Origin of the sequence: Amycolatopsis sp. cg13 (assembly GCF_041346965.1) — a bacterium.
Taxonomy (GTDB): Bacteria; Actinomycetota; Actinomycetes; order Mycobacteriales; family Pseudonocardiaceae; genus Amycolatopsis.
In genome coordinates this window covers 5,559,749-5,579,349 of record NZ_CP166848.1, presented here as the reverse complement: position 1 = coordinate 5,579,349, position 19,601 = coordinate 5,559,749, and the positions used below count along the sequence as shown (strand labels likewise).

17 protein-coding genes are annotated in these 19,601 nt (G+C 68.7%); 9 read left to right on the top strand and 8 right to left on the bottom strand.

Going from position 1 to position 19,601, the window contains the following annotated elements:
* The first annotated feature begins 76 nt into the window (after positions 1-76).
* From cydB to AB5I40_RS25865, 3 genes are all read left to right on the top strand, one after another.
* The gene (cydB, locus tag AB5I40_RS25875; protein ID WP_370932623.1) at positions 77-1,078 is read left to right on the top strand and encodes a cytochrome d ubiquinol oxidase subunit II; all 1,002 of its coding nucleotides are present in this window, start codon (positions 77-79) and stop codon (positions 1,076-1,078) included.
* 50 nt (positions 1,079-1,128) lie between these two features.
* A complete protein-coding gene (gene cydD, locus AB5I40_RS25870) occupies positions 1,129-4,443 on the top strand; it encodes a thiol reductant ABC exporter subunit CydD (protein ID WP_370932622.1) in 3,315 nt (1,104 codons plus the stop codon).
* 70 nt (positions 4,444-4,513) lie between these two features.
* Positions 4,514-5,695: a GAF domain-containing protein gene (locus tag AB5I40_RS25865; RefSeq protein ID WP_370932621.1), complete on the top strand. Its 1,182-nt coding sequence runs from the start codon at positions 4,514-4,516 to the stop codon at positions 5,693-5,695.
* Between the two features lie 1,175 nt (positions 5,696-6,870).
* On the opposite strand, the gene AB5I40_RS25860 is transcribed toward AB5I40_RS25865, so the two are convergent.
* Positions 6,871-8,010: an epoxide hydrolase family protein gene (locus AB5I40_RS25860; RefSeq protein ID WP_370932620.1), complete on the bottom strand. Its 1,140-nt coding sequence runs from the start codon at positions 8,008-8,010 to the stop codon at positions 6,871-6,873.
* A 59-nt stretch (positions 8,011-8,069) separates the two neighbouring features.
* Here AB5I40_RS25860 and AB5I40_RS25855 point away from each other — a divergent pair, with 59 nt between their 5' ends.
* Positions 8,070-9,026 carry a helix-turn-helix transcriptional regulator gene (locus tag AB5I40_RS25855; RefSeq protein ID WP_370932619.1) on the top strand — a complete coding sequence of 319 codons (957 nt, stop codon included), beginning with the start codon at positions 8,070-8,072 and terminating at the stop codon, positions 9,024-9,026.
* 1 nt (position 9,027) lies between these two features.
* On the opposite strand, the gene AB5I40_RS25850 is transcribed toward AB5I40_RS25855, so the two are convergent.
* Positions 9,028-9,654 carry a response regulator transcription factor gene (locus tag AB5I40_RS25850; protein WP_009085782.1) on the bottom strand — a complete coding sequence of 209 codons (627 nt, stop codon included), beginning with the start codon at positions 9,652-9,654 and terminating at the stop codon, positions 9,028-9,030.
* A gap of 61 nt (positions 9,655-9,715) precedes the next feature.
* A complete protein-coding gene (locus AB5I40_RS25845) occupies positions 9,716-10,534 on the bottom strand; it encodes an excalibur calcium-binding domain-containing protein (RefSeq protein ID WP_370932618.1) in 819 nt (272 codons plus the stop codon).
* A 192-nt stretch (positions 10,535-10,726) separates the two neighbouring features.
* Between AB5I40_RS25845 and AB5I40_RS25840 the strand changes: the two genes are divergently transcribed.
* The gene (locus AB5I40_RS25840) at positions 10,727-12,145 is read left to right on the top strand and encodes a PolC-type DNA polymerase III (protein WP_370932617.1); all 1,419 of its coding nucleotides are present in this window, start codon (positions 10,727-10,729) and stop codon (positions 12,143-12,145) included.
* Here the strand turns inward: AB5I40_RS25840 and AB5I40_RS25835 are convergent.
* Positions 12,134-12,454: a nucleotide pyrophosphohydrolase gene (locus AB5I40_RS25835; RefSeq protein WP_370932616.1), complete on the bottom strand. Its 321-nt coding sequence runs from the start codon at positions 12,452-12,454 to the stop codon at positions 12,134-12,136. The two genes, AB5I40_RS25840 and AB5I40_RS25835, sit on opposite strands and share 12 nt — an antisense overlap.
* Before the next feature lie 108 nt (positions 12,455-12,562).
* On the opposite strand from AB5I40_RS25835, the gene AB5I40_RS25830 reads away from it, so the two are divergent.
* Entirely contained in the window at positions 12,563-13,561 is a 999-nt protein-coding gene (locus tag AB5I40_RS25830) for a hypothetical protein (RefSeq protein WP_370932615.1), read from the top strand.
* Here AB5I40_RS25830 and AB5I40_RS25825 read toward each other — a convergent pair.
* The 4 genes from AB5I40_RS25825 to AB5I40_RS25810 form a co-directional block, all read right to left on the bottom strand.
* Positions 13,558-15,108 (bottom strand): hypothetical protein, encoded by a 1,551-nt coding sequence (locus AB5I40_RS25825; protein WP_370932614.1) that lies wholly within the window; start codon positions 15,106-15,108, stop codon positions 13,558-13,560. The two genes, AB5I40_RS25830 and AB5I40_RS25825, sit on opposite strands and share 4 nt — an antisense overlap.
* A gap of 34 nt (positions 15,109-15,142) precedes the next feature.
* Positions 15,143-15,292, bottom strand: a complete 150-nt coding sequence (locus AB5I40_RS25820; protein WP_182893641.1) for a hypothetical protein — start codon at positions 15,290-15,292, stop codon at positions 15,143-15,145.
* Between the two features lie 162 nt (positions 15,293-15,454).
* Complete coding sequence (gene coaA, locus AB5I40_RS25815; protein WP_370932613.1) at positions 15,455-16,390, bottom strand: type I pantothenate kinase; 936 nt, start codon at positions 16,388-16,390, stop codon at positions 15,455-15,457.
* A 133-nt stretch (positions 16,391-16,523) separates the two neighbouring features.
* Complete coding sequence (locus AB5I40_RS25810) at positions 16,524-17,147, bottom strand: macro domain-containing protein (RefSeq protein WP_370932612.1); 624 nt, start codon at positions 17,145-17,147, stop codon at positions 16,524-16,526.
* A gap of 98 nt (positions 17,148-17,245) precedes the next feature.
* Here AB5I40_RS25810 and pheA point away from each other — a divergent pair, with 98 nt between their 5' ends.
* From pheA to AB5I40_RS25795, 3 genes are all read left to right on the top strand, one after another.
* Positions 17,246-18,151, top strand: a complete 906-nt coding sequence (pheA, locus tag AB5I40_RS25805; protein WP_370932611.1) for a prephenate dehydratase — start codon at positions 17,246-17,248, stop codon at positions 18,149-18,151.
* On the top strand, positions 18,148-18,765 hold the full coding sequence (locus AB5I40_RS25800) for a histidine phosphatase family protein (protein WP_370932610.1): 618 nt from the start codon (positions 18,148-18,150) through the stop codon (positions 18,763-18,765). Before pheA ends, AB5I40_RS25800 begins: the two co-directional genes overlap by 4 nt.
* Positions 18,766-18,916: 151 nt before the next feature.
* Positions 18,917-19,582, top strand: coding sequence for a DUF4232 domain-containing protein (locus AB5I40_RS25795; RefSeq protein WP_370932609.1), 666 nt, complete (start codon positions 18,917-18,919; stop codon positions 19,580-19,582).
* Positions 19,583-19,601 lie beyond the last annotated feature (19 nt).

The following is a 19,601-nucleotide window of genomic DNA, read 5'->3' as shown; positions in this document are numbered from 1 at the left end:
TAACTCAGGGCCATCGTGGGGACAACCCGGTGGCCGACCGGATGACGCCGGCGGTCGCCGGACGAGGTGAGTGGGGATGACACTCGAAACGCTGTGGTTCGCGATCGTCGCGCTGTTCTGGCTGGGGTACCTCTTCCTCGAAGGATTCGACTTCGGCGTCGGGATGCTGCTGCCGGTCCTCGGGAAAACGAACACCGAGCGGCGCGTCCTCGTCAACACGATCGGGCCGGTCTGGGACGGCAACGAGGTCTGGCTGATCGTCGCGGCCGGGGCGACCTTCGCGGCGTTCCCCGGCTGGTACGCGTCGCTTTTCTCCGGCGCGTACCTCCCGCTGCTGATCGTCCTCATCGCGCTCATCGGGCGCGGCGTCGCGTTCGAGTACCGCGGCAAGGTCGACTCCGAACGCTGGCGGCGCGTCTGGGACCGCGTGATCATCATCGGTTCCTGGGTCCCGCCGCTGGGCGTCGGGCTGCTGCTCGCGACCACCGTCCTCGGCCTGCCGCTCGACGCGCAGGGCAACCGCGTCGGGTCGCCGTTCGAGTCGGTCCGGTGGGACACGCTGCTTGGCGCGGTCGCCATCGTCGGGTTCTCGCTCGTGCACGGCGCGGCGTTCCTCGCCCTGAAAACCACCGGTGACCTGCGCGAACGTGCGCGCACCCTGGCGCTGCGCATCCTCCCGGTCGGGCTGGCGCCGCTGGTCGCGTTCCTGGTGGTCGTCCAGGTCCGCGAAGGCAAACTGTGGACGCTCATCTCGCTGGTGATCGTCGTCCTCGCCGCGGCGGTGGCGTGGCTGCGGCTGCACGCCGACCGCGACGGACAGGCCTTCGCCGCGCTCGCGGTCGTCATCACGGGCGCCGCGGTGACCTTCTTCGGCGCGCTCTACCCGAACGTCCTTCCGTCCACATTGGACCCCGTGCACTCGCTGACCATCATGAACACCGCGGTCAGCCACTACACGCTCACAGTGATGACGTGGGTTGGCGCGTTCGGAGCGCCGGCGGTGCTGATCTACCAAGGCTGGACCTACTGGGTTTTCCGCAAGCGCATCGGCGTCCAGCACATCCCGGCGGCGCACTGACCATGACTGAACTTCCCAGCCGCGCACCCCTTTCCGCCACCGGGTCCCCCATGGACCCAGTGCGGCTGGGCAAGGGTCCGCTCGGCGCGCTCTCGGCCCTGGGGCCGGCCGCGCGCCGAGCGCTGGCCCTGGTCGCGGTGCTGTCGTTCGGGAACGCGGCTTTCCTTGTCGGACAAGCTTTTCTGCTGGCGGACATCCTCGCGGACGTGGTCTCCCGGGGGCTGGGGGAAGGGGGCCGCACCGTCCAGTTGGCTGTTCTGTTCGCGCTCGTCGTGGGCCGGGCAGGCACCAGCTGGGCGGTGCGGGTTGTCTCCGCCCGCGCCGCCGCGACCGCGCAACGCGATCTGCGCGCCCGCGTCGTCGACCACGCGTTGCGCCTCGGCCCGGAATGGCTGGCCCGGCGCGGCCACGGCGAACTCACGACGCTCGTCACGCGCGGCCTCGACGCACTCGACTCGTACTTCCGCGAGTACCTCCCCGCGCTCGTCACTGCCGCGGTCGTCCCGCTCGCGGCAGGCGCGGCGATCCTGTGGACAGATTGGCCCTCGGCGGTGATCATCGCCGCGACGGTCCCGCTGCTGCCGATGTTCGCCGTCCTGGTCGGAAAATTCACCGCCGATCGCGTTTCCGGCGCGACGGACGCGGTGCACCGGTTGTCCGGTCTGCTGCTCGAACTGGTGCGGGCATTGCCGGTGCTCACCGCGTTCCGGCGGGCCGACGCACAGGCCGAAACCGTGCGGAAACTGTCGGAACGGCATCGTCGCGCGACGCTCAAGACGTTGAAGGTCGCGTTCTCCTCGGCGTTCGTGCTGGAGCTCGCGGCGACGCTGTCGGTCGCGCTGGTGGCTGTCGTCATCGGCGTCCGGCTCGTCTCGGGATCGCTCCCGCTGGCGATCGGGCTCGGCGTGCTCATCCTCGCTCCCGAGTGCTACCAGCCGATTCGCGCGGTCGGCGCGGCGTTCCACGCGAGCGAGGACGGGGTGGAAGCAGTCCGCCGGGTGACTGCGGTACTCGCGGAGCCGGTACCGGCCGAAGGGACGCGCACCGCGCCCTGTGGATCGTTGGTTGTGTCCGACCTAAAAGTCGCCCGGCGCGGCGGATTCGCCCCGGACGGCGAGAGTTTCTCCGTTCAGCGCGGCCAGATCGTCTGGCTGCGCGCACCGAGCGGTGGCGGCAAATCGACAACTCTGGCGACGTTGCTGGGCTTCGTGCCGTCGTATGACGGGTCGGTCATGGCCGGTGACGTCCCGCTCGCCGAAGCCGATCTCGAACGGTGGCGCGCTGGCATTGCGTGGGTTCCGCAGTCGCCGGTGTTCAGCGGCGGCACAGTACGGGAAGAACTTGCTGGTCCCGACGTCGACACAGTGCTCAGCGAACTGGGCTTGCACGGTCTCGCCGACCGTCCGGTCGACCGGCTCTCCTTGGGACAACGCCAGCGCGTCGCCGTCGCTCGGGCGTTGCTGCGCGTTCAGTCTGGCGCGTGGTTGCTGCTGCTGGACGAGCCGACCGCGCACCTGGACGACGTCAACGCGCAGCGAGTGTTGGACGCTGTCGAGCGAGCCGTCGAAAACGGTGCGGCGGCGGTAATCGCTGCGCACGAACGTTCTGCCGCAGTAGCCGTTGCGGACTCAGCTCCTGCCGTGGTCGTTGAGTCCACTTCGGACTTTTTCGCCACGCGGCCGCTCCCGTGGCGAATGCTGCTTGACCGACGCCTGTTCTCCGGGGCTTTCTTGGGTGCCTTGGCGCTCTTGGCCGGGATCGCCCTTACCGCGACCTCCGGTTGGCTGATCGCCAAAGCATCCCTGCAGCCGCCGATTCTGACCTTGACCGTGGCGGTCGTCGGGGTTCGCGCGTTCGGCCTGGGACGGGCCGGACTCCGATACGTCGAACGGCTCGTGACGCACGACGCCGCCTTCCGCATCGCTGGCCGGTTGCGGGTTCGGCTGTGGAATGCGTTGGTGCGCTTGGGTCCGGCGCGCAGCCTCGAAGCCGGGGAGAGTCAGCGTCGGCTGGTGACGGACGTCGACACGGTGCGGGATTTGCTGCCGCGAGTCGTATCGCCGCCGATCGTGGTCGGGCTGGTCGCGGCCGGGGCTATCGCGGTGCAGACCATGGTCTTGCCGTCGGCCGGTTTGGTGCTGGCCCTAACGGTGCTGATCGGTCTGGCAGCACCGGCAGTCGCGCTGCGCTTGGAACGTCGAGCGACTTCCGCCCTCGCTGCTGGACGACGTGACGTCGCGGCGCGGGTATTGGTGTTGTTCTCGTCGGCGGCGGAGTTGCTCGCTTATGGCCGAGCGGCGTCGCGGCGTCGCGAGCTGGCTTCGACCGATACCCAACTGGCTGTGGATACCCGGCGACAGGCGTTCGGCGCTGGTGCGGCGGATGCGCTGATCACGCTGGCGACCGGGGCGGCTGCCGTGGTCAGCACGATGCTGGCCGCGGGGGCGGTCGGTCGCGGGGAGTTGGCGGGCGTGCTGGCGCCGTTGCTGGCGTTGGTGCCGTTGGCGTTGGCGGAGGTGCTGGCGTTGCTCCCGCAGGCGGCGGCGCATTGGGACACGCTGCGGGCGGCTCGGGTTCGGCTTGGTGCGGTGGTTGGCGAGTCGGAGACTGGTGCTGCGCTGGACGGCGCGGCCGCTGGTGGAACCGCTGGAGCTAGGGGTCGCGAAGCAGCTCACACGGGTGCTGAACCGGCGGACGAGCCAGCGTCCGTCGTTGCAGGACCGGACCTGGACGGCCCAGCCGCAGTCCGGTTGCGGCGTGCCGAGCTGGGCTGGCCTGGCGGCGAGGTGGTGTTGAAGGGCGTCGATCTGAGCGTGCCGACCGGGGCTTACGTGGCGGTCGTCGGGCCGAGCGGGGCCGGGAAGTCGACGCTGGTGGCGGCTTTGCTGGGGTTCCTTGAGCCTCGGGCGGGCGAGGTTGTCGCGCCCGGCAAGGTGGCTTGGGCGCCGCAGGAGCCGATGTTGGTTTCGACGACTGTCGCGGAGAATTTGCGGCTCGCGGATCCGCTGGCTGAGACGTCGGATTTGCGTCGGGCGCTGGATCAGGCGGAGTTGCCGGACCTGGATTTGGCGACGGTGCTCGACAGCGCTGGGGCCGGGTTGTCGGGCGGGCAGGCGCAGCGGGTCGCGTTGGCACGAGCGTTGCTGGCGGCTCCGTCGGCCGGGTTGGTGTTGCTTGACGAGCCGACGTCGCACCTCGACGAATCGACCGCGCGGGCGTTGCGGGCGACGCTGCGTACGGAGCTTGCTGGACGGACGGTCGTGCACGTAACGCACAATGCGGATGAAGAGCTGCAAGCGGACATTGTTTTCGAGGTTCGGGACGGACGCGTCGTGCGGCGGGCGTTGCCGCGGGTGCCGGCGTGACGGAGGGTTGTTGGTGACGGTCACGATTTCGGGTCTGGGGCAGGGGGCCGCGCTAAGGTCGGAGTTGCTCATGGACCCGACACTTGCCGCGCGCGCACTTTCCGCGGCCACGGAGATCACCAGCACCGCGCTGTCCGGGGACGACCCGGAAGCGGTGCTGGAAACAGTCGTGGCCAGGGCTGTTGAGCTCGCGGATGCCGACCTCGGACTGGCGATGGTCAGCGCCGACGACGGCCGCGTCGTGGTCGAAGCGGCGTACGGCGTCGACGGCTTGCTCGCGGAGGTGCCGACAGGCGACGCCGAACGCGGACCGGTCGGGGAGTTGCGCGGGCTGACGCTGGAAACGGACTCCGCGGCGGGCCAGGTCGCGCGCGGCAGCGAGCCGATCGCGGCGGAGGACTTCATCGTCGATCCGCGCACGGCACCGTATGTGCCGGATGAACTGCGTGGGTATGGGCCGTTCGCAGCCGCGCCATTCGGATCCGGCGGACGGGTGCTTGGCGCGCTCACGGTGTATCGGCGGAAGGGGCGCGAGCCGTTTTCCGCAGGCACGGTCGAAATGCTCGCGGCGTTCGCGGCGCAAGCTGGAGTCGTACTCGCGCTGGCGGAAGGCGCGAACGCGCGACACCGCGTGACTCTGTACCAGGAGCGCGAGCGCATCGCCCGCGAGCTGCACGACGTGATCGTGCAACGGCTTTACGGCACCGGGATGCAGCTGGACCGGGTGCGCCGCAACATGCGCAAACGCTTCGCACAGGCCGACGGGGCCCGGCTGTCCGACGCGATCGACCAGCTGGACCAGACCATCGAGGAAATCCGCGGCACCGTGCGAGCCTTGCGCTCGCCGGAGCCGCGCCACGACCCCGGCACCCCGACCGACCTCGCCGAATCCGCGCGCGGCGAGGTCCGCATCGCCGGCGAACTGCTCGGATACCCGCCGACCTTGGAGTTGTCGGGCGAGTTCGCCGACATCCCGGCCGAACGAGCCGACCACATCCGCGCGGCGCTGCGCGAGGCACTGTCCAATGTGGTCCGACACTCCGGTGCTAGCGAGACCCGCGTGACGTTGACTCGTGATGCTGAGGGCGTGAAGCTCCGGGTGCGGGATAACGGATCCGGGGTGCCGCAAGGGGTCGCTACTAGGGGGCTGCGGCATCTGGCCGAGCGTGCTGATGCTGCTGGTGGGCGGTTTTTCCTCAATTCTTCGCCTAGTTTGGGGACGCTTGTCGCGTTTGATCTGCCGCTTGGGTGATCACGTTGTGGCGCAGGGGTTTCGGTGATCGTGTCGCGAATGTGCTCGCCGCAGTTCTGCCGCGGTTCTGCTGCGACAGTTCCAAGGCGACGTCCGCAGCGAAGCTGCCGCGCCCCGTCGTCCGCGACGAGGCCGCCACCCCACGATGAGGCCATCGCGCCGCGACTGTTCGCTGCGCCGCGACGAGGCCACACCACGACGAAGCCACCATGCCGCAAGACGCGGCCGCTACATCGAGGCAAGACCGTCACGCTACGGCGAGGTCGTCACGCCACGACAGGGCTGTCACGCCACGACGGTTCGCTGCACCGACCGCGGTAACCGCATCGCCATGGCGTGCAACGCAATAGCCCGCCCCGCGTCGAGCGCCGGTGGCAGTTACCGCGCCGCGATGAGCGCGTCGCGGCAACCACATCCACCGAGCCGTCTTGCGTCGGACTCGCCTCGGCGGCGTTGCATAGCCCTGCCAGCCGCATCGTGTTGTGCGGCCCGGCACTGTGTCGTCGACCCCGCGTTGCGGCGACCTAAGTGCCGCGCCGAAATGCCATGCCGAAATGCCACGCCGAAACGCTACGGCGACCCGATTTGCGGCGACCATGCGCCGTGTCGAGACGCCATGCTGAAACGTCACGGCAGTCCGGTGTCGCGGCGACCTAGTCTTGCACCGAAACGTCACGTCGAAACGCTACGGCGGCCCGATGTCGCGACGACCAAGTGCCGCGCCGCAATGCTATGTCGACCCAGCATTGCAGCGACCCGGCACTGACTCAGCACTGTTCGGGTAGCCACCTCAAACCCACTGCCGAAACCAGCCGCCTCACAACCGTCCTCATCGGACCTGCCACTCGGATCGCAGCGAACGCACTGCGTCCCGCGTTTGTCCTGAATCGCTCGCAGCAAACACGCTGTCCCAACCTCGCGCCGCTGTGAACCCACCGCTGTGAACACACCGCGCACCAAGAGATTCAGCCTTCACGAGTCATCGAGCACGCTCCTTCCTCACGTCTCCGTCTGCCACCGAGCCGTTTCCCATGGTAGCGAGAAATCGAACATCCATTCGGCACTCAATTGGGTGAATCAATCAACGGAAGTCGGCTACCCTCAGCTTCGTCTGGGACGCCGAGAACCCCGTACGCAGCAACGCGTACGGGGTTTGGGCGCGGAATCAGCAGAGGTCAGTCGCGGGCAGCGAAGAAAGCGCGAATGTCGCCGGCGAGGAGGTCGGGGCGTTCCAGCGCCGCGAAGTGACCGCCTTCCTCGAAGCGGCTCCAGTGCACGATGTTCGTGTTGTCGCGTTCGGCGAAGGTCTTGATCGTCTGGAAGTCGTCCTTGAACACCGCCACGCCGGTCCGCGCGTCGCTCACTCGCGGTTCGGCCTCCGCGCGGGCGTTCTCCAGATAACTGCGGCTCATCCCGGAAGCGGCGTTGGCGAACCAGTTCACGCTCACCTCGAGCAGGATCTTTTCCAGCGGCACCAGCGAAGTCCCGTTGCCGAAGGAGTTGAACAGCTCGCTGTAGGCGAGTAATCCGATCGGGGAGTCACTGAGGCCGACGGAAACCGTTTGGGGACGCGAGGCGTTCATCGTGTTGTAGCCACCAACTGATTGAAACCATTGCATGTGCGCGAGACCGGCGTGGTCGGCCGGGTCGAGGCGCTCGAACTCCGCCGGGTCGCCGGACGGGAACGAGAACAACTGCAGGACATGCAGGCCGAGGAAACCGTCCGGGTTCACCAAGCCGAGCTCCCGGGCGACCATCGCGCCGTTGTCCGAGCCGTGGATTCCGTAGCTCTCGTACCCGAGGCCGCGCATCAGCCGGTCGTACGCGGCGGCGACGCGGGCGACTGTCCAGCCGGACTCGGCGACGGGCTGCGAGAAGCCGTAACCGGGCGCGTCGGGGACGACGACGTCGAAGGCGTCCTCGGCACGGCCGCCGTAAGCGACCGGGTCGACGAGGCGGTCGATCAGGTCGAGGTAGTCGACCGACGAGCCGGGATAGGTGTGCGCGAGCAGCAGCGGCGTCGCGCCGGGGTGGGCGGAGCGGACGTGGATGAAGTGGAACGTCTGGCCGTCGATCTCGGTGGTGAAGTGCGGGAAGGAGTTGATCCGGGCTTCGGCGGCGCGCCAGTCGAAGCTCCGCCACGCCTCGATCGCCGTTCGCAGGTAGGCGTTCGGGGTGCCGGCGTCCCAGTCGTCGGTCGGCGACGGCTGCGGCAGGCGGGTGCGGGCGAGGCGGTCGTGCAGGTCCGCGAGTTCGGCGTCGGTGACCTCGACGGTGAAGGGGCGGAGGGCGAGGGAGGCGGTTGCGTTCGTCATGAGAAGAACACTAGGAGGCTATTAGGTAGGATCAGTTCCTAATAGAATAAGGAGTTTCGATGGCCGATCCGACGGCGCGGTTGCTGGCGCTTCTCGCACTGCTTCAGAGCGCGGCCGGGCGGAGCGGCAGGGAGTTGTCGGAACGCCTGGGCGTCTCGGCCCGGACGATCCGGCACGACGTCGAACGGCTGCGTGACCTGGGCTATCCCGTCGAGGCGACGCGCGGGAACGTCGGTGGCTACCGGCTCGGTTCTGGCGGAAAGCTGCCTCCGCTCCTGCTCGACGACGAGGAGGCGGTGGCGGTCACGGTCGGGCTGAGAGCCGCGGCGGGCATCTCCGGGATCGACGAGGCTGGCACGCGGGCGCTCGCGAAGCTTGAGCAGGTTCTGCCAGCGCGGCTGCGCCCGACGGTCGACGCGCTGCGGTCGACGATCGACCGTGGTCCGGAGAACACGGGCACCGACGCGCCCGATCCGGAGGTCGACGGTGCCGTGCTGCAGGAGGTCGCGCGGGCGATCCGGCACGTCGAATGGCTCCGCTTCGACTACGCGGACGAGCTGCGGCTGGTCGAGCCGTACCGGTTGCTCAGCTGGCAGCGGCGCTGGTACCTGGTCGCCCGCGATCCGCAGGACGGCAGCTGGGCGACCTACCGCATCGACCTGATGGAGCCGCGGATGCCGACCCGCCGCCGGTTCGAGCCGAATCCCTTGCCTGGCGGGGATTACACCGCCTTCGCGATGCGCACGATCGCGGCGAGCGGCTGGCTCGTGCACGCGCGCCTGCGCATCGACGCTCCTGCGGAGAAGGTGCTGTCGCGGATCAACCCGACGGTCGGCGTCGTCGAACCCATTGACGAGAACCGTTGCGTGCTCGTCACCGGTGCGGACAGTTTGGACACCGTAGCTGTCTACATCGGAATGCTGATGATGGACTTCACCGTCGAGTCGCCGCCGGAGCTGGTCCCGTTGCTGCAGTTGCTGTCCGAACGCTACGGCCGCGCCGTCGCGGGAAGCTGATTCACTTGCCGCGCCGGGCAATCCACGCCGCTGCTTGGGTGCGGCGCTGCATGCCGAGCTTCGCAAGCACGGACGTCACGTAGTTCTTCACCGTTTTCTCGGCGAGGAAAAGACGTTCGGCGATCTCGCGGTTCGACAGCCCCTGCCCGATCAGCTCCAGCACGTCGCGCTCGCGATCAGTGAGAGCGGCCAGCTCGTCGGTCGGCGGATGGCGGAGCTTGTCGAGCACGCGGGCGGTGCTGACCGGGTCGAGCAGCGACCGCCCGGCGGCGACCTCGCGGACCGCGTTCACCACGTCCTGGCCGCGAACCTGCTTGAGCAGATACCCCGAAGCGCCCGCCATGATCGCGCCGACCATGGCCTCCTCGTCGTCGAACGCGGTGAGCATGAGACAGGCCGGCGGATTCGGTTTGGACCGCAGTTCGCGGCAGAGCGTGATGCCGTCGCCGTCACCAAGACGCACATCCACGACCGCGACATCCGGCTCGACGTGCATGGCCACCGCGAGCGCCTCCTCGACGCTCCCGGCCTCGGCGACCACCTCCAGGTCGGCCTCGTCGCTGAGCAGGTCGCGCAGGCCCCGCCGGACGAGTTCGTGGTCGTCTACCAGCAGCACCTGAATCGGCATATGTCCAGGTTACGGGCCGTGGGGCGGTTCGTCTGCCGGTGGTGCCGCACGACACCAGGAGTTACCGCTCGCAGGCGATTCCGTCGCCGTCGCGGTCCAGGGCTGGGCGGTAGCCCGGGTCGCCGCGGTGCAGCGGAGCGACCCCAGCGGCTTTCGCGGCCGCACAGTTCTTGTAATACGCAGCGCTCGGCTGCTCGGGTTCCGGCGCGTCCTCGACCGGAGGAGGCGGCGGAGCGGCTTGCTCGGACGTGCGCGGTGCCGGTGGCGGGGCGGGCGTTTCCTTCGGCGGAGCAGGGGGCGGCACCGGCGTCGGCGCGGTGATCACGCCCTTGCAGGGTTCCGCCCACAATCCGGTCGCCGCTTGCTGGGCCGCGTTCGCCGCGTTGCGCAAAGAGCCGGAGATGACGTTTCCGGCCAGCCGGGCGTATCCGGCCGAAAGCGTCGCGGTCGCGTAGTCGGTGCCGTCGTTCAAAGCGAGCGAGACGCCGTCAGTGGTGTCCGTGGTGATCTTTACTGCCGCGCCGGCGAGCTTGTTATTGGCCCAAGTAACGGTTTCCGACGCATAGCAGTTGTTCCCGGTCGCCACTTCGAGGCCGAGGATGCGCACGGTGCGATGACTTCCGTCCGAACCGGCCAGTTCGACGTTGGCGGCGTCGGTGATTTTGTCCACGGTGTATGTCACCGGTGCCGGAGAGGCTGAGGTGGTCACCGAGGTCGTCGGAGGTGGAGCGACCGGCGCGGCAACCGGCTCCGGCGTCGGCGCGGGCTTTCCGAACACCGCGCCCAGAATGAAGAGAACCGCGAAGACGCTGAGGACGACCGTCAGCCAGGTCGGGAATTTCAGCTTGGGGCGCGACGGCGGCGGGGGCGTGGAGTGCATTCGGAAATCCTCTTCCTGAGGCGGGTGCCGAATGGAGTTCGCACAAACGGCGGTCAGTGTTACGCACCAGGCTTCCCGGAAAAGAAGAAGTCACGGATCAGTCACAAAGCAAGCTTTTTCCGCAACGACTGTGACGGTCTGCGACTGCCCCGCGATGGTTATGGGAACTGTCCAGGAGAAAGCGCATCCACGATGGCCGAGCTGATCGAACGACTGTCCCTGTCCCCGACCGGGCAGGTGCCCGCGAGCGGCACGGAATTCACCGCGATCGACGTGAAGACGACCGGGCTGCACGCTGGTCGCGTCATGGAGGTCGCCGCGATCCGATTTCGCGGGGACGGAACCTTCGTCGGCGAGTTCGCGACGGTCGTCGCCGCTGACCCGGGCCGGCGCGATCCGCACCGCATCACCGCGGCGGAACTGGCTGGCGCACCAGCTTTCGGCGACATCCTCAGCCGGTTGTTCGATCTGTGCCGAGGCGCGGTTGTCGTGGCCCACGACCTGTCCGCAGTGGAGGGCCTGCTCACCGAGATCGGCCAGCTAGGCGTCCGGCTCCCGCCGTTGCCGGGGATCTCGCTCAAGGACACCGCACAGGCGGCGTTGCCGTTGCCCAACTACCGGCTCGCCACCATCGCCCGCGCCTTCGGCATCGAGGACTTCCCCGGTTACCTCGCCGAACCGGCCGCCCGAGCGTGCGCGCAGGCGATGATCGCTCTCGTCGGGACGCATGGGTTGCGGCTGGTGCGACCAGTACGTTTTCCGGACTTGCCGCGGTATGCGGCTGGGGCGGCCGCCCTGCGCCGGTCGGTCGACGGTGCGGAGAAGGGCTGGATGGCCGAGGCGGTGGACCGGGTTTCCGCAGGAGACGGCGGACCGGTCGGGCAGGCGTACCTCGATCTGCTCGCCGAAGCGGTCGCCGACCAGTTCCTGACCGATGAAGAGGTCTCGGCGCTCACGGGCATCGCGGCCGAAGCTGGGATGCCCGCGGCGGAGGTCCGGCGGGTGCACGCCGGTTTCGTCGCTGAGCTGCGCCGGGTCGCGGAATCCGATGGGGTGGTGACTTCCGCCGAGTACCGCGACCTGCGCCAGGTCGCGGAGGCGCTCGGGGTGCTGGAAGTGGTGGTGGACCTCAGGGTCACCGCCACCGGGCACAAGCCGACGAGGGTTCTCGTGCTCGGCGCGACGGCGGACGCGGACCAGTTGCGGGCGCGGGTGCTGTCGGAGGGGTTCCAGCTGGCGAAGAACCTGACGGGCTCGGTCACGCACCTGGTGTACGACGCGGGGGTGCGCGAGTCCGAACCGCGGCTTTCCCGGGCGCTCGAACTCGGTGCGCACGTCGCGCGGCTGGACGAGGCTCCGGTACTGCTGGGTTTTGAGAGCGTTCCGGTCTCGCCGCCGAAGCATCAGAAGGCGCCGTCGAGCCGTGGTCGGCTGGTCGGGCGGGTGCTGATCGGCATCGGATTCGTCCTGATGGTCCTCACTGTCGCCGCGATGTTCGGCGGTTCCGGGCTGGGGCCGGGGATCGTGCTGGCCGTCCTCGCGGTCGGTGCGTTGGTCGGCGGCTGGTACCTCGACGAGACGAAACGGGCCGCGATTGGGTCACCGGGCTAGCGGAGGGAACCTCTTCTCATTCCGGTCCACCTTCGCGTTCGCCGCTTCCAGCAGGTCGATTCCCAGCACATCCGCGAGCCGGACCAGGTACAGCATTACGTCGGCGATTTCGTCTTGGACGTTGAACTCCCGGGTCGGGTCCGCGCGCCAGTTCGCGGCTTCCTCCGGGGTCAGCCACTGGAACAGGGCGATCAGCTCGCCTGCTTCGCCGGACAGGGCCATCGTCAGGTTTTTCGGGGTGTGGAACGGTTCCCAGTCCCGGGCGGCGGCGAAGTCGCGGAGGCGCCGGGTCAGGTCTTCTAGGGTCACTAGACCTGACTATCACGCGCAGTGCTCACCTGGGGTGTACGGGTTGGGCCGAAAAGAGTACGCCGTTGGCCCACACGCCGGTTACGGGCCATACGGCAGACTGTTCGCGTGAGCGTCCCCGACCCGGTCGAGTACACCGCCAAAATCGGTGCGGTTCTCGATACTGTGCGGCGGCTGCTCGATTCCGGCAGCCGCGCTGATCTCGCGCCGCTCGCTCGGCGGGCGGTGGACGACATCGTGGGCATGCTCGAGCAGCACGGCGACCTCGCGGCGGACCTCGAGGAGCGGCTTGACCAGGCGGTCGCCTTGTACGCGCGGGCTTGTGCGGCTCGGCCGCCGGAGCCGGGGCAGCTCGCGGACTGGGTGCTCGAGGCGGCGTTCAGCGGGCGGGCGGTCGCGGTGGCTGATTTCGCCGCGGCGCTCGGGGACGCCGGGCTCGCGCGGATGAAGTCCATTGTGGACGAAGTATTGCGCGTCAGGCAGCCCGAAAAGGTCGAGATCGCGCAGCGGCTGCAGGAGGAGATCGCGGAGGCCAGTGGGGACGTGGACGGGCTGGTCGCCATTCTCGCGGCCAAGCCGCCTCGGGTGGACGTCAGTCTCAAGATTGTCCGGGTGTTGCGGGCGGCTGGGCGGCACAGCGAGGCGATCGCTTACGCGGCGCGGGTGCTGACTCCGCAGCGGGCAGGGACGCGGCGACTGGCGGAGAAGCCGCAGCGGGCGGAGGCGCGACTGCGGGCAGAGAAGCCACCGGCGGAAAAACCGCAGCGGACGGAGAAGCCTCAGCAGGTCGAGAAGCCGCAGCGGGCGGAGGCGCGGCTACAGGCAGAGAAGCCACCGGCGGAGAAGCAGCGGAAAGACGCACCGCAGCAAAAAGCGGACTCCATCCCCGAGTACCGCGAGCGAATCGAGCACCTGATCGCGCAAAAAGAAGCAGCCGCGTACCGGGAAGCAGCGCAGTGCCTCAAAAAACTGCGCACCCTGCACAAACAAGCGGGCACGGCGGAGGAGTTCACCGGCTACGTCGCCGAGCTGGTGAACGTCCACCGCCGCAAGACCCGGTTGCTCGCGGAGATCCGGGCGGCCCGGATCGCGCTTCCGAAGGGCTAGATCTCGGCCAGGGCGGCGCGGTAGGCGTCGAGGTCGTAGTCCAGCTGGTCTTCTTCCTCGGTTTCGGTCAACTGTCCTTCTAGGACAGTTACCAAGCGGTCGAGGACCTCGCCCCGGGAAAGGTCCTGCTGCAGCAGATTCTGCGCCGCGGTCCAGACTTCGGCGGGTTCGTCGTCCCACAGCTGGTCCACAATGGACGTCTCAAGGGCGAGACGCAGACCGTCGGCGCCGTCGAATTCTTCCGCGGCCAGCGACTCGTGGTACTCCGGGTGCGAGCCGATCACCAGCAGGCGGCGCTGTTCCGGGTCGCCTGGGTCCAAATCGGTCAGTTCTTCGTCACCGATCACTGTGGACAGTTCAGGCACGGCGAAACGGCGGCGTGCCACCACTTCCAGGGCTTCCTCGGCGGACTCGGTGCCGTCTAGGTAATCGCTGAAGTCGTCTTCGTCATCGTCGGAGAGGTACTCGCCGAGGTATTCGGTGACTTCTTCCAACAAGGCCGCGGTGGCGACCTCGGACAGCCCGGCGCGAGCGGCGGCCCAGCCGGCCCAGGACAGTACGACCGGTGCGACGGCGTCCTCGTCTTCCAGCTCGTATTCGCCGTCCAGCAAGGATTCCAGGAACCGCGCCAGCTTTTCCGGGCCGACGCGCAGCGGGTTCGCCGGTTCGGTGCGGCAGCCGTGGTCTACCAGCAGGTCGGCGATTTCGCGGGCGGCGTCGGCGTCCGGCAGGTTCGTGTCGGCGAGGAACTGGGTGACGGCGCCCTCGCGCTGTTCGGCGCTCCACTCGGCCACCGGCGGAACCTCCGAAGGCTCCGGCAGCGAACGCGCCCAGGTCAGCGCGATGGCGTGGAACCGGGTGTAGTCCTCGCCGACGTCCGGCTCGTCCAGGGCGTCCGTGGCGGTGATTCCGGACACCAGCAGCCGGTGCGCGTCGGCGGGTTCGATCTTTTCCAGTACGACCAGTTCGCCGTCTTCCTCGACCTGCGAGCGCATTTCGGCGAGCACCTCGTGCGGCTCCTCGATGACCACCAGGTCGCGCACCCGGCCGCCCTCGGTGAAGTCCAGCAGCGCGAGCAGGCCGAGCGAATGGTCGCCTCGGGAGAAGACGCACAGCAGCGACGACTCGTCGCCGTAAACGTCCCCGGTGCGCCAGCATTCGCCGACGCTGACCTGTCCGACCTCGGCGGCCCACTCCGGCTCCGGGATGCCGCGGCCGAGCACGACACCGAGCGCCTCGGCCGCCGCCGCACGCTCCTCTTCGGACTCGGCCAGCACCTTCAGCGCGGCCAGCAGCGCCGCCGCGCCGGGCGTGATCTTGCGCTGTGCGAACGCGATCAGCTCGAGTCCGAGCTGGCTTTCCGGTTCGTCCTCCACGACGACGTCCCGCCACTGCCCGACGACCTCGGAACCGAGCAGGTCGATGTCGAACGGACCGGGCTCGGCCGCGACCGCGGAGAAGTCCCGCAGCACGTCCTTGAACAGACCGTTGACGCTGGGGGCGGTGGGTAGGGAACTCTTCTTGCGCGCGCGGCTCACCGGACTCATGCCGCACATCTTGCCTGGACCGAAAGCTCAGGCCTCAGCTGGTCGGCTCCGCCGTGCTGCGTGCCTTGACGCGCCGTTCGCGCAGCGCGTCGTCGAAGTCGACGACGAACGCCCCCGCGGCCATCGCGACCAGCAGCGTCAATCCCAATACCGCGCCGACCCAGGTCAGGACGATAGTCAACATCGTGGCCTCCTTCGCAGGTCAAGTGCGACTTCCTGCTGCTTTCAGGGTCGCTTGCGGAGGGGGGCGCTGGTATCGGCCAAGTGGTTACGAAGACGCTGGCCGATCGGTCAATTACCCGGCTGTCGGGAAGAAAGAGACCACTGAGAGGCGTGTGGGTGACAGTCAGAGTTTCCGCAGTCGAACACGGTTGATGGCGTGGTCGGCGTCCTTGCGGAGGACGAGCGTCGCACGCGGTCGGGTCGGTTTGATGTTCTCCATCAGGTTCGGCTCGTTGATGGTGCGCCAGAGGTGCCGCGCTTCTTCGCGGGCCTCGTCGTCGTCCAAGCCGGCGAAGTGGTGGAAGTGCGACGCCGGGTCGGCGAACGCGGTGTGCCGCAGCTTCAGGAATCGCTCGACATACCAGTGCTCGATGTCGTCGATGTGCGCGTCGACGTAAATCGAAAAGTCGAACAGATCCGAAACGGTCAGGCTCGGGCCGGGCTGCAGGACGTTCAATCCCTCGATGATCAGGATGTCCGGCCGCTCCACGACCTGCTCCTGGTCCGGGAGGATGTCGTAGGCGAGGTGCGAGTACACCGGCGCGGAGACCCGCTCGGCCCCGGACTTCACCTCGGTGACGAACCGCAGCAGCGCGCGCCGGTCGTAGCTTTCCGGGAAACCCTTGCGGTGCATGATTCCGCGCCGGGTCAGCTCGTCGCGCGAGTAGAGGAACCCGTCGGTCGTCACGAGGTCGACGCGCGGGTGGTCGGGCCAGCGGGCGAGCAGGGTGCGCAGGATCCGGGCGGTGGTCGACTTGCCGACCGCGACACTGCCCGCGACGCCGATCACGAACGGGGCTTTGGTGTTGCGACAGTCCTCGCCGAGGAACGTCGTGGTGGCCTCGTACAGCTGTTGCCGGGCCTTCACCTGGAGGTTGATCAGCCGCGAAAGCGGCAGGTACACGTCGGCGACCTCGGCGAGATCGATTTGTTCCCCGAGCCCGCGGAGCCGGACCAGCTCGTCCGCGGTCAGCGGCAGCGGAGTGGAGCTGCGCAGCTCCCGCCACTGTTCCCGATGCAGCTCTACATAAGGGCTGAGTTCACGGACCCGTGTGGGCATCGCACACTCCTCGGCCGTCGCCTGCGCTGGCTCCGTCTGCGCTACTTCCGTAACGCCGTATCAACGGTAGGGCTTACCGCGCGTGAACGCGCTGTGATGTGATGCACGCACCCCTGAACCGAGAGATATTCGCTTACCGAAGGTGACCGTTGGTCCCGAAAACTTCTTGCCACGCCGCGGCGACCTGACGGGCGCACGTGGCCGGTGCCACGCCGCCGACGCCAGTGCCGAGACCGGGCATCGCGATCGTCCGCACGGCAGAGGCGACCGAGCCGGAATCCAGCTGTCCGCGCTGCCACTGCAGGAACACCGCGCGCGCCGCGAGATACGGGTGGACAGTGTCCGCGGGCAGCCGTTCGCCGGGCTCGCGCATGGTCGGCGCACTGATCAGCCAAGCCGGTTCGGACTCGCCGGTCGGGACGATCACGGACTCGCCGATCGGCAGCTCACCGCCGTAAGAAGCCAAAACCGCGCTGCGCACGCTCTGCTCGATGCCGGGGAACGCCCGTGCGTAGACCGCGTCGATCCCGCCGCGCATCCAGCCGTAGGAATTGGCCGGGCTGACCACCGCCTGCGCGGCTATATCGAGCACCGAACCGCGGTGCACCCGGACGGAGCCGACGACGTCCGCCGCGGCGGAGGTCCACGCCGCGGCCAGCGGTTCATCGACGGCGCACAGCACCAATTCCGGCGTTCGGGGAGAACCCGGCGAAACGGCTTCCCCGTGCCCGGCGTGTGTGCCTGAGTCGGCGGTCACCGTGCAAGCATGGCAAAAAACGCCACCCGGCGTAACCGGTTTAGCCACCGGCTGTCCGAGTGAAAAGCGCCACGCGCGCGGTCGCTAGCCTGACTCCCGTGTTGCGGATCGCGTATTTCGGCCCTCAGGGCACGTTCACCGAGCAGGCCGCCCGCGCGCTCGCGCCGGGCGAGGACCTGACCCCCTACGAGACCGTCCGGCTGGCGCTGCAGGCCGTCCGCGACGGTGCCGCGGACGCCGCGTGCGTGCCGATCGAGAACTCTGTCGAAGGCGTGGTCCCGGCGACGCTCGACGGGCTCAGTGACGGGGACCCGCTCGTCGCCACGGCCGAGACGATCCTGCCCATCCACTTCAGCGTGCTCAAACGGCCTGGCAGCGGCGAAATCCGCACTGTCGCGAGCCATCCGCACGCGCTGGCCCAGGTGCGCGAGTGGCTGGAGGCGAACCTGCCGGACGCCACCCCGGTCGCCTCGTCGTCCACCGCTGCGGCGGCGGTCGGTGTGGTCGAGGGCGATTTCGACGCGGCGGTGTCCGCGCCGGTCGCGATCGAGCACTACCCGCTGGAGGAGCTGGCGACCGGCGTGGCCGACGTCCGCGACGCGCAGACCCGGTTCCTGATGGTGCGTCGTCCCGGCGAACTGCCCGCGCCGACCGGAGCCGACCGCACGTCGATCGTCGCGGCCGCGGTCAACCGCACCGGGACGCTTTCCGATCTGCTGGTCGAACTGGCCGGCCGCGGGATCAACCTGACCCGGATCGACGCCCGGCCGACCCGCAACAACTTCGGCGAGTACCGGTTCTTCATCGACTTCGAGGGCCACGTCGCCGAACCCCGGATCATCGACGCGATGGCCGCCCTGCGCCGCCGCTCTCACCTGCGCTTTCTCGGTTCGTACCCGCGGGCGGACGAGGTCGCGGCCACGATCGAGGACGGCGCGGGGAACCAGGATTTCCTCGACGCGCAGGCGTGGGTCGACGCGGTTTTGAAGGGAGAAGGCGCATGAGGTTGCTGCTGGTCCGGCACGGACAGACCGAGGGCAACGTCCGCCGCGCGCTGGACACCGCGTTGCCCGGTCCGCCGCTCACCGAACTCGGCCGCGAGCAGGCCGCGGCGCTCGCTGAGCAGCTGAAATCCGAGCCGATCGTGGCGGTGTACGCGTCGGAAGCGGTTCGGGCGCAGCAGACCGCAGCGCCGCTGGCCGAGGCGTTCGGGTTCGACGTGCAGGTGATCGAGGGCGTCAAGGAGGTCGACGCCGGTGATCTCGAAGGCAACACCGACCTGGACTCGATCGGCGTCTACCTGCGCGTGGTTAAGGCCTGGACGGAAGGCGACCTGGACGTCTCGATCCCCGGCGGCGAGACCGGCACGCAGGTGCGGGACCGGATGCTCGGCGCGGCCAACGAGCTGCGGGCCAAGCACGAGGAAACTTCGCCGGACGGAGTGGTCGTGCTGGTCAGCCACGGCGGCGCGATCCGCCTCGCCGGGGAATGGCTGGCCGCCAACGTGCCCGCCGAACTGGCGAACGAGGCGCTGATCCCGAACACGAAGTTCGTCGAGCTGGAAGCGCGCGACCACGGATGGGAGTGCGTCCGCTGGGTCGACACCCGCCTTTCGTGAGCGGTTGATCACTCGTGCGGGGAAACGCTGAGTGAAGCCGGGGCCGGTGGGGAACTCACCGGATGCGGAGCAACCCCGTCCGGACCTGGCACGTCCTCCGGATGAAGGTTCCACCCAGTTCGGCGTTCACCAGCACAGCGAGGCGAGTGAGATGGCAAACACGAAGAAACCGTGGTTTTCCCTGGTCTTCCTGTCCGCAGTGGGCGCGTCGGGGGCGCTGCTGCTTTCCGCGTGCGGCCAGGGCGCTCCCGCCGCGAGCGGCCCGGCGAGTTCGGACACCCCGTCGAGCAGCCCGATGTCGTCGGCTTCGTCCGCCGCGTCGTCCGCTCCTTCTTCCGCGTCGTCCGCGCCCAGCGGCGGCTCGGGGCCGGTCGAAAAGCCGCCCGCCGACAACGGCCTGTGCAAGGCGGGCGACGTTTCCCTGTCGCTCGGCGGCGGCGACGCCGGCGCGGGTTCGGAGTACCGGTCGCTGCTGATCAAGAACACCAGCGGCAAACCGTGCACCATCCAGGGCTTCCCTGGCGTTTCCTACGTCGGCGGCGAAAACGGGGCGCAGATCGGCCCGGCCGCCGATCGCGACGGTGCCAAGGGCGCGCCGGTGAAGCTGGCTCCCGGCCAGTCCGCCGCGGCGGATGTGCAGTTCGCGCAGGTGCGCAACTTCGACCCGGCTGTCTGCAAGCCGACCCAGGTCAAGGGCCTTCGCGTGTACCTGCCGCAGGAGACGGCGTCGAAGTTCGTGCCGCTCGACGGCCTCGGCTGCGCGGGCACGAACATCCCGGGCAAGCAGCTCGGCGTGAAAACCGTGCACAAGGCCTGACCAAAGCTCTGCGCGTGGG

Bases quoted from the DNA above. Each gene is read 5' to 3' on its own strand.
- cydB (WP_370932623.1), top strand. From the start codon at position 77: ATGACACTCGAAACGCTGTGGTTCGCGATCGTCGCGCTGTTCTGGCTG.
- cydD (WP_370932622.1), top strand. From the start codon at position 1,129: ATGGACCCAGTGCGGCTGGGCAAGGGTCCGCTCGGCGCGCTCTCGGCC.
- AB5I40_RS25865 (WP_370932621.1), top strand. From the start codon at position 4,514: ATGGACCCGACACTTGCCGCGCGCGCACTTTCCGCGGCCACGGAGATC.
- AB5I40_RS25860 (WP_370932620.1), bottom strand. From the start codon at position 8,010: ATGACGAACGCAACCGCCTCCCTCGCCCTCCGCCCCTTCACCGTCGAG.
- AB5I40_RS25855 (WP_370932619.1), top strand. From the start codon at position 8,070: ATGGCCGATCCGACGGCGCGGTTGCTGGCGCTTCTCGCACTGCTTCAG.
- AB5I40_RS25850 (WP_009085782.1), bottom strand. From the start codon at position 9,654: ATGCCGATTCAGGTGCTGCTGGTAGACGACCACGAACTCGTCCGGCGG.
- AB5I40_RS25845 (WP_370932618.1), bottom strand. From the start codon at position 10,534: ATGCACTCCACGCCCCCGCCGCCGTCGCGCCCCAAGCTGAAATTCCCG.
- AB5I40_RS25840 (WP_370932617.1), top strand. From the start codon at position 10,727: ATGGCCGAGCTGATCGAACGACTGTCCCTGTCCCCGACCGGGCAGGTG.
- AB5I40_RS25825 (WP_370932614.1), bottom strand. From the start codon at position 15,108: ATGAGTCCGGTGAGCCGCGCGCGCAAGAAGAGTTCCCTACCCACCGCC.
- AB5I40_RS25820 (WP_182893641.1), bottom strand. From the start codon at position 15,292: ATGTTGACTATCGTCCTGACCTGGGTCGGCGCGGTATTGGGATTGACG.
- coaA (WP_370932613.1), bottom strand. From the start codon at position 16,390: ATGCCCACACGGGTCCGTGAACTCAGCCCTTATGTAGAGCTGCATCGG.
- AB5I40_RS25800 (WP_370932610.1), top strand. From the start codon at position 18,148: ATGAGGTTGCTGCTGGTCCGGCACGGACAGACCGAGGGCAACGTCCGC.
- AB5I40_RS25795 (WP_370932609.1), top strand. From the start codon at position 18,917: ATGGCAAACACGAAGAAACCGTGGTTTTCCCTGGTCTTCCTGTCCGCA.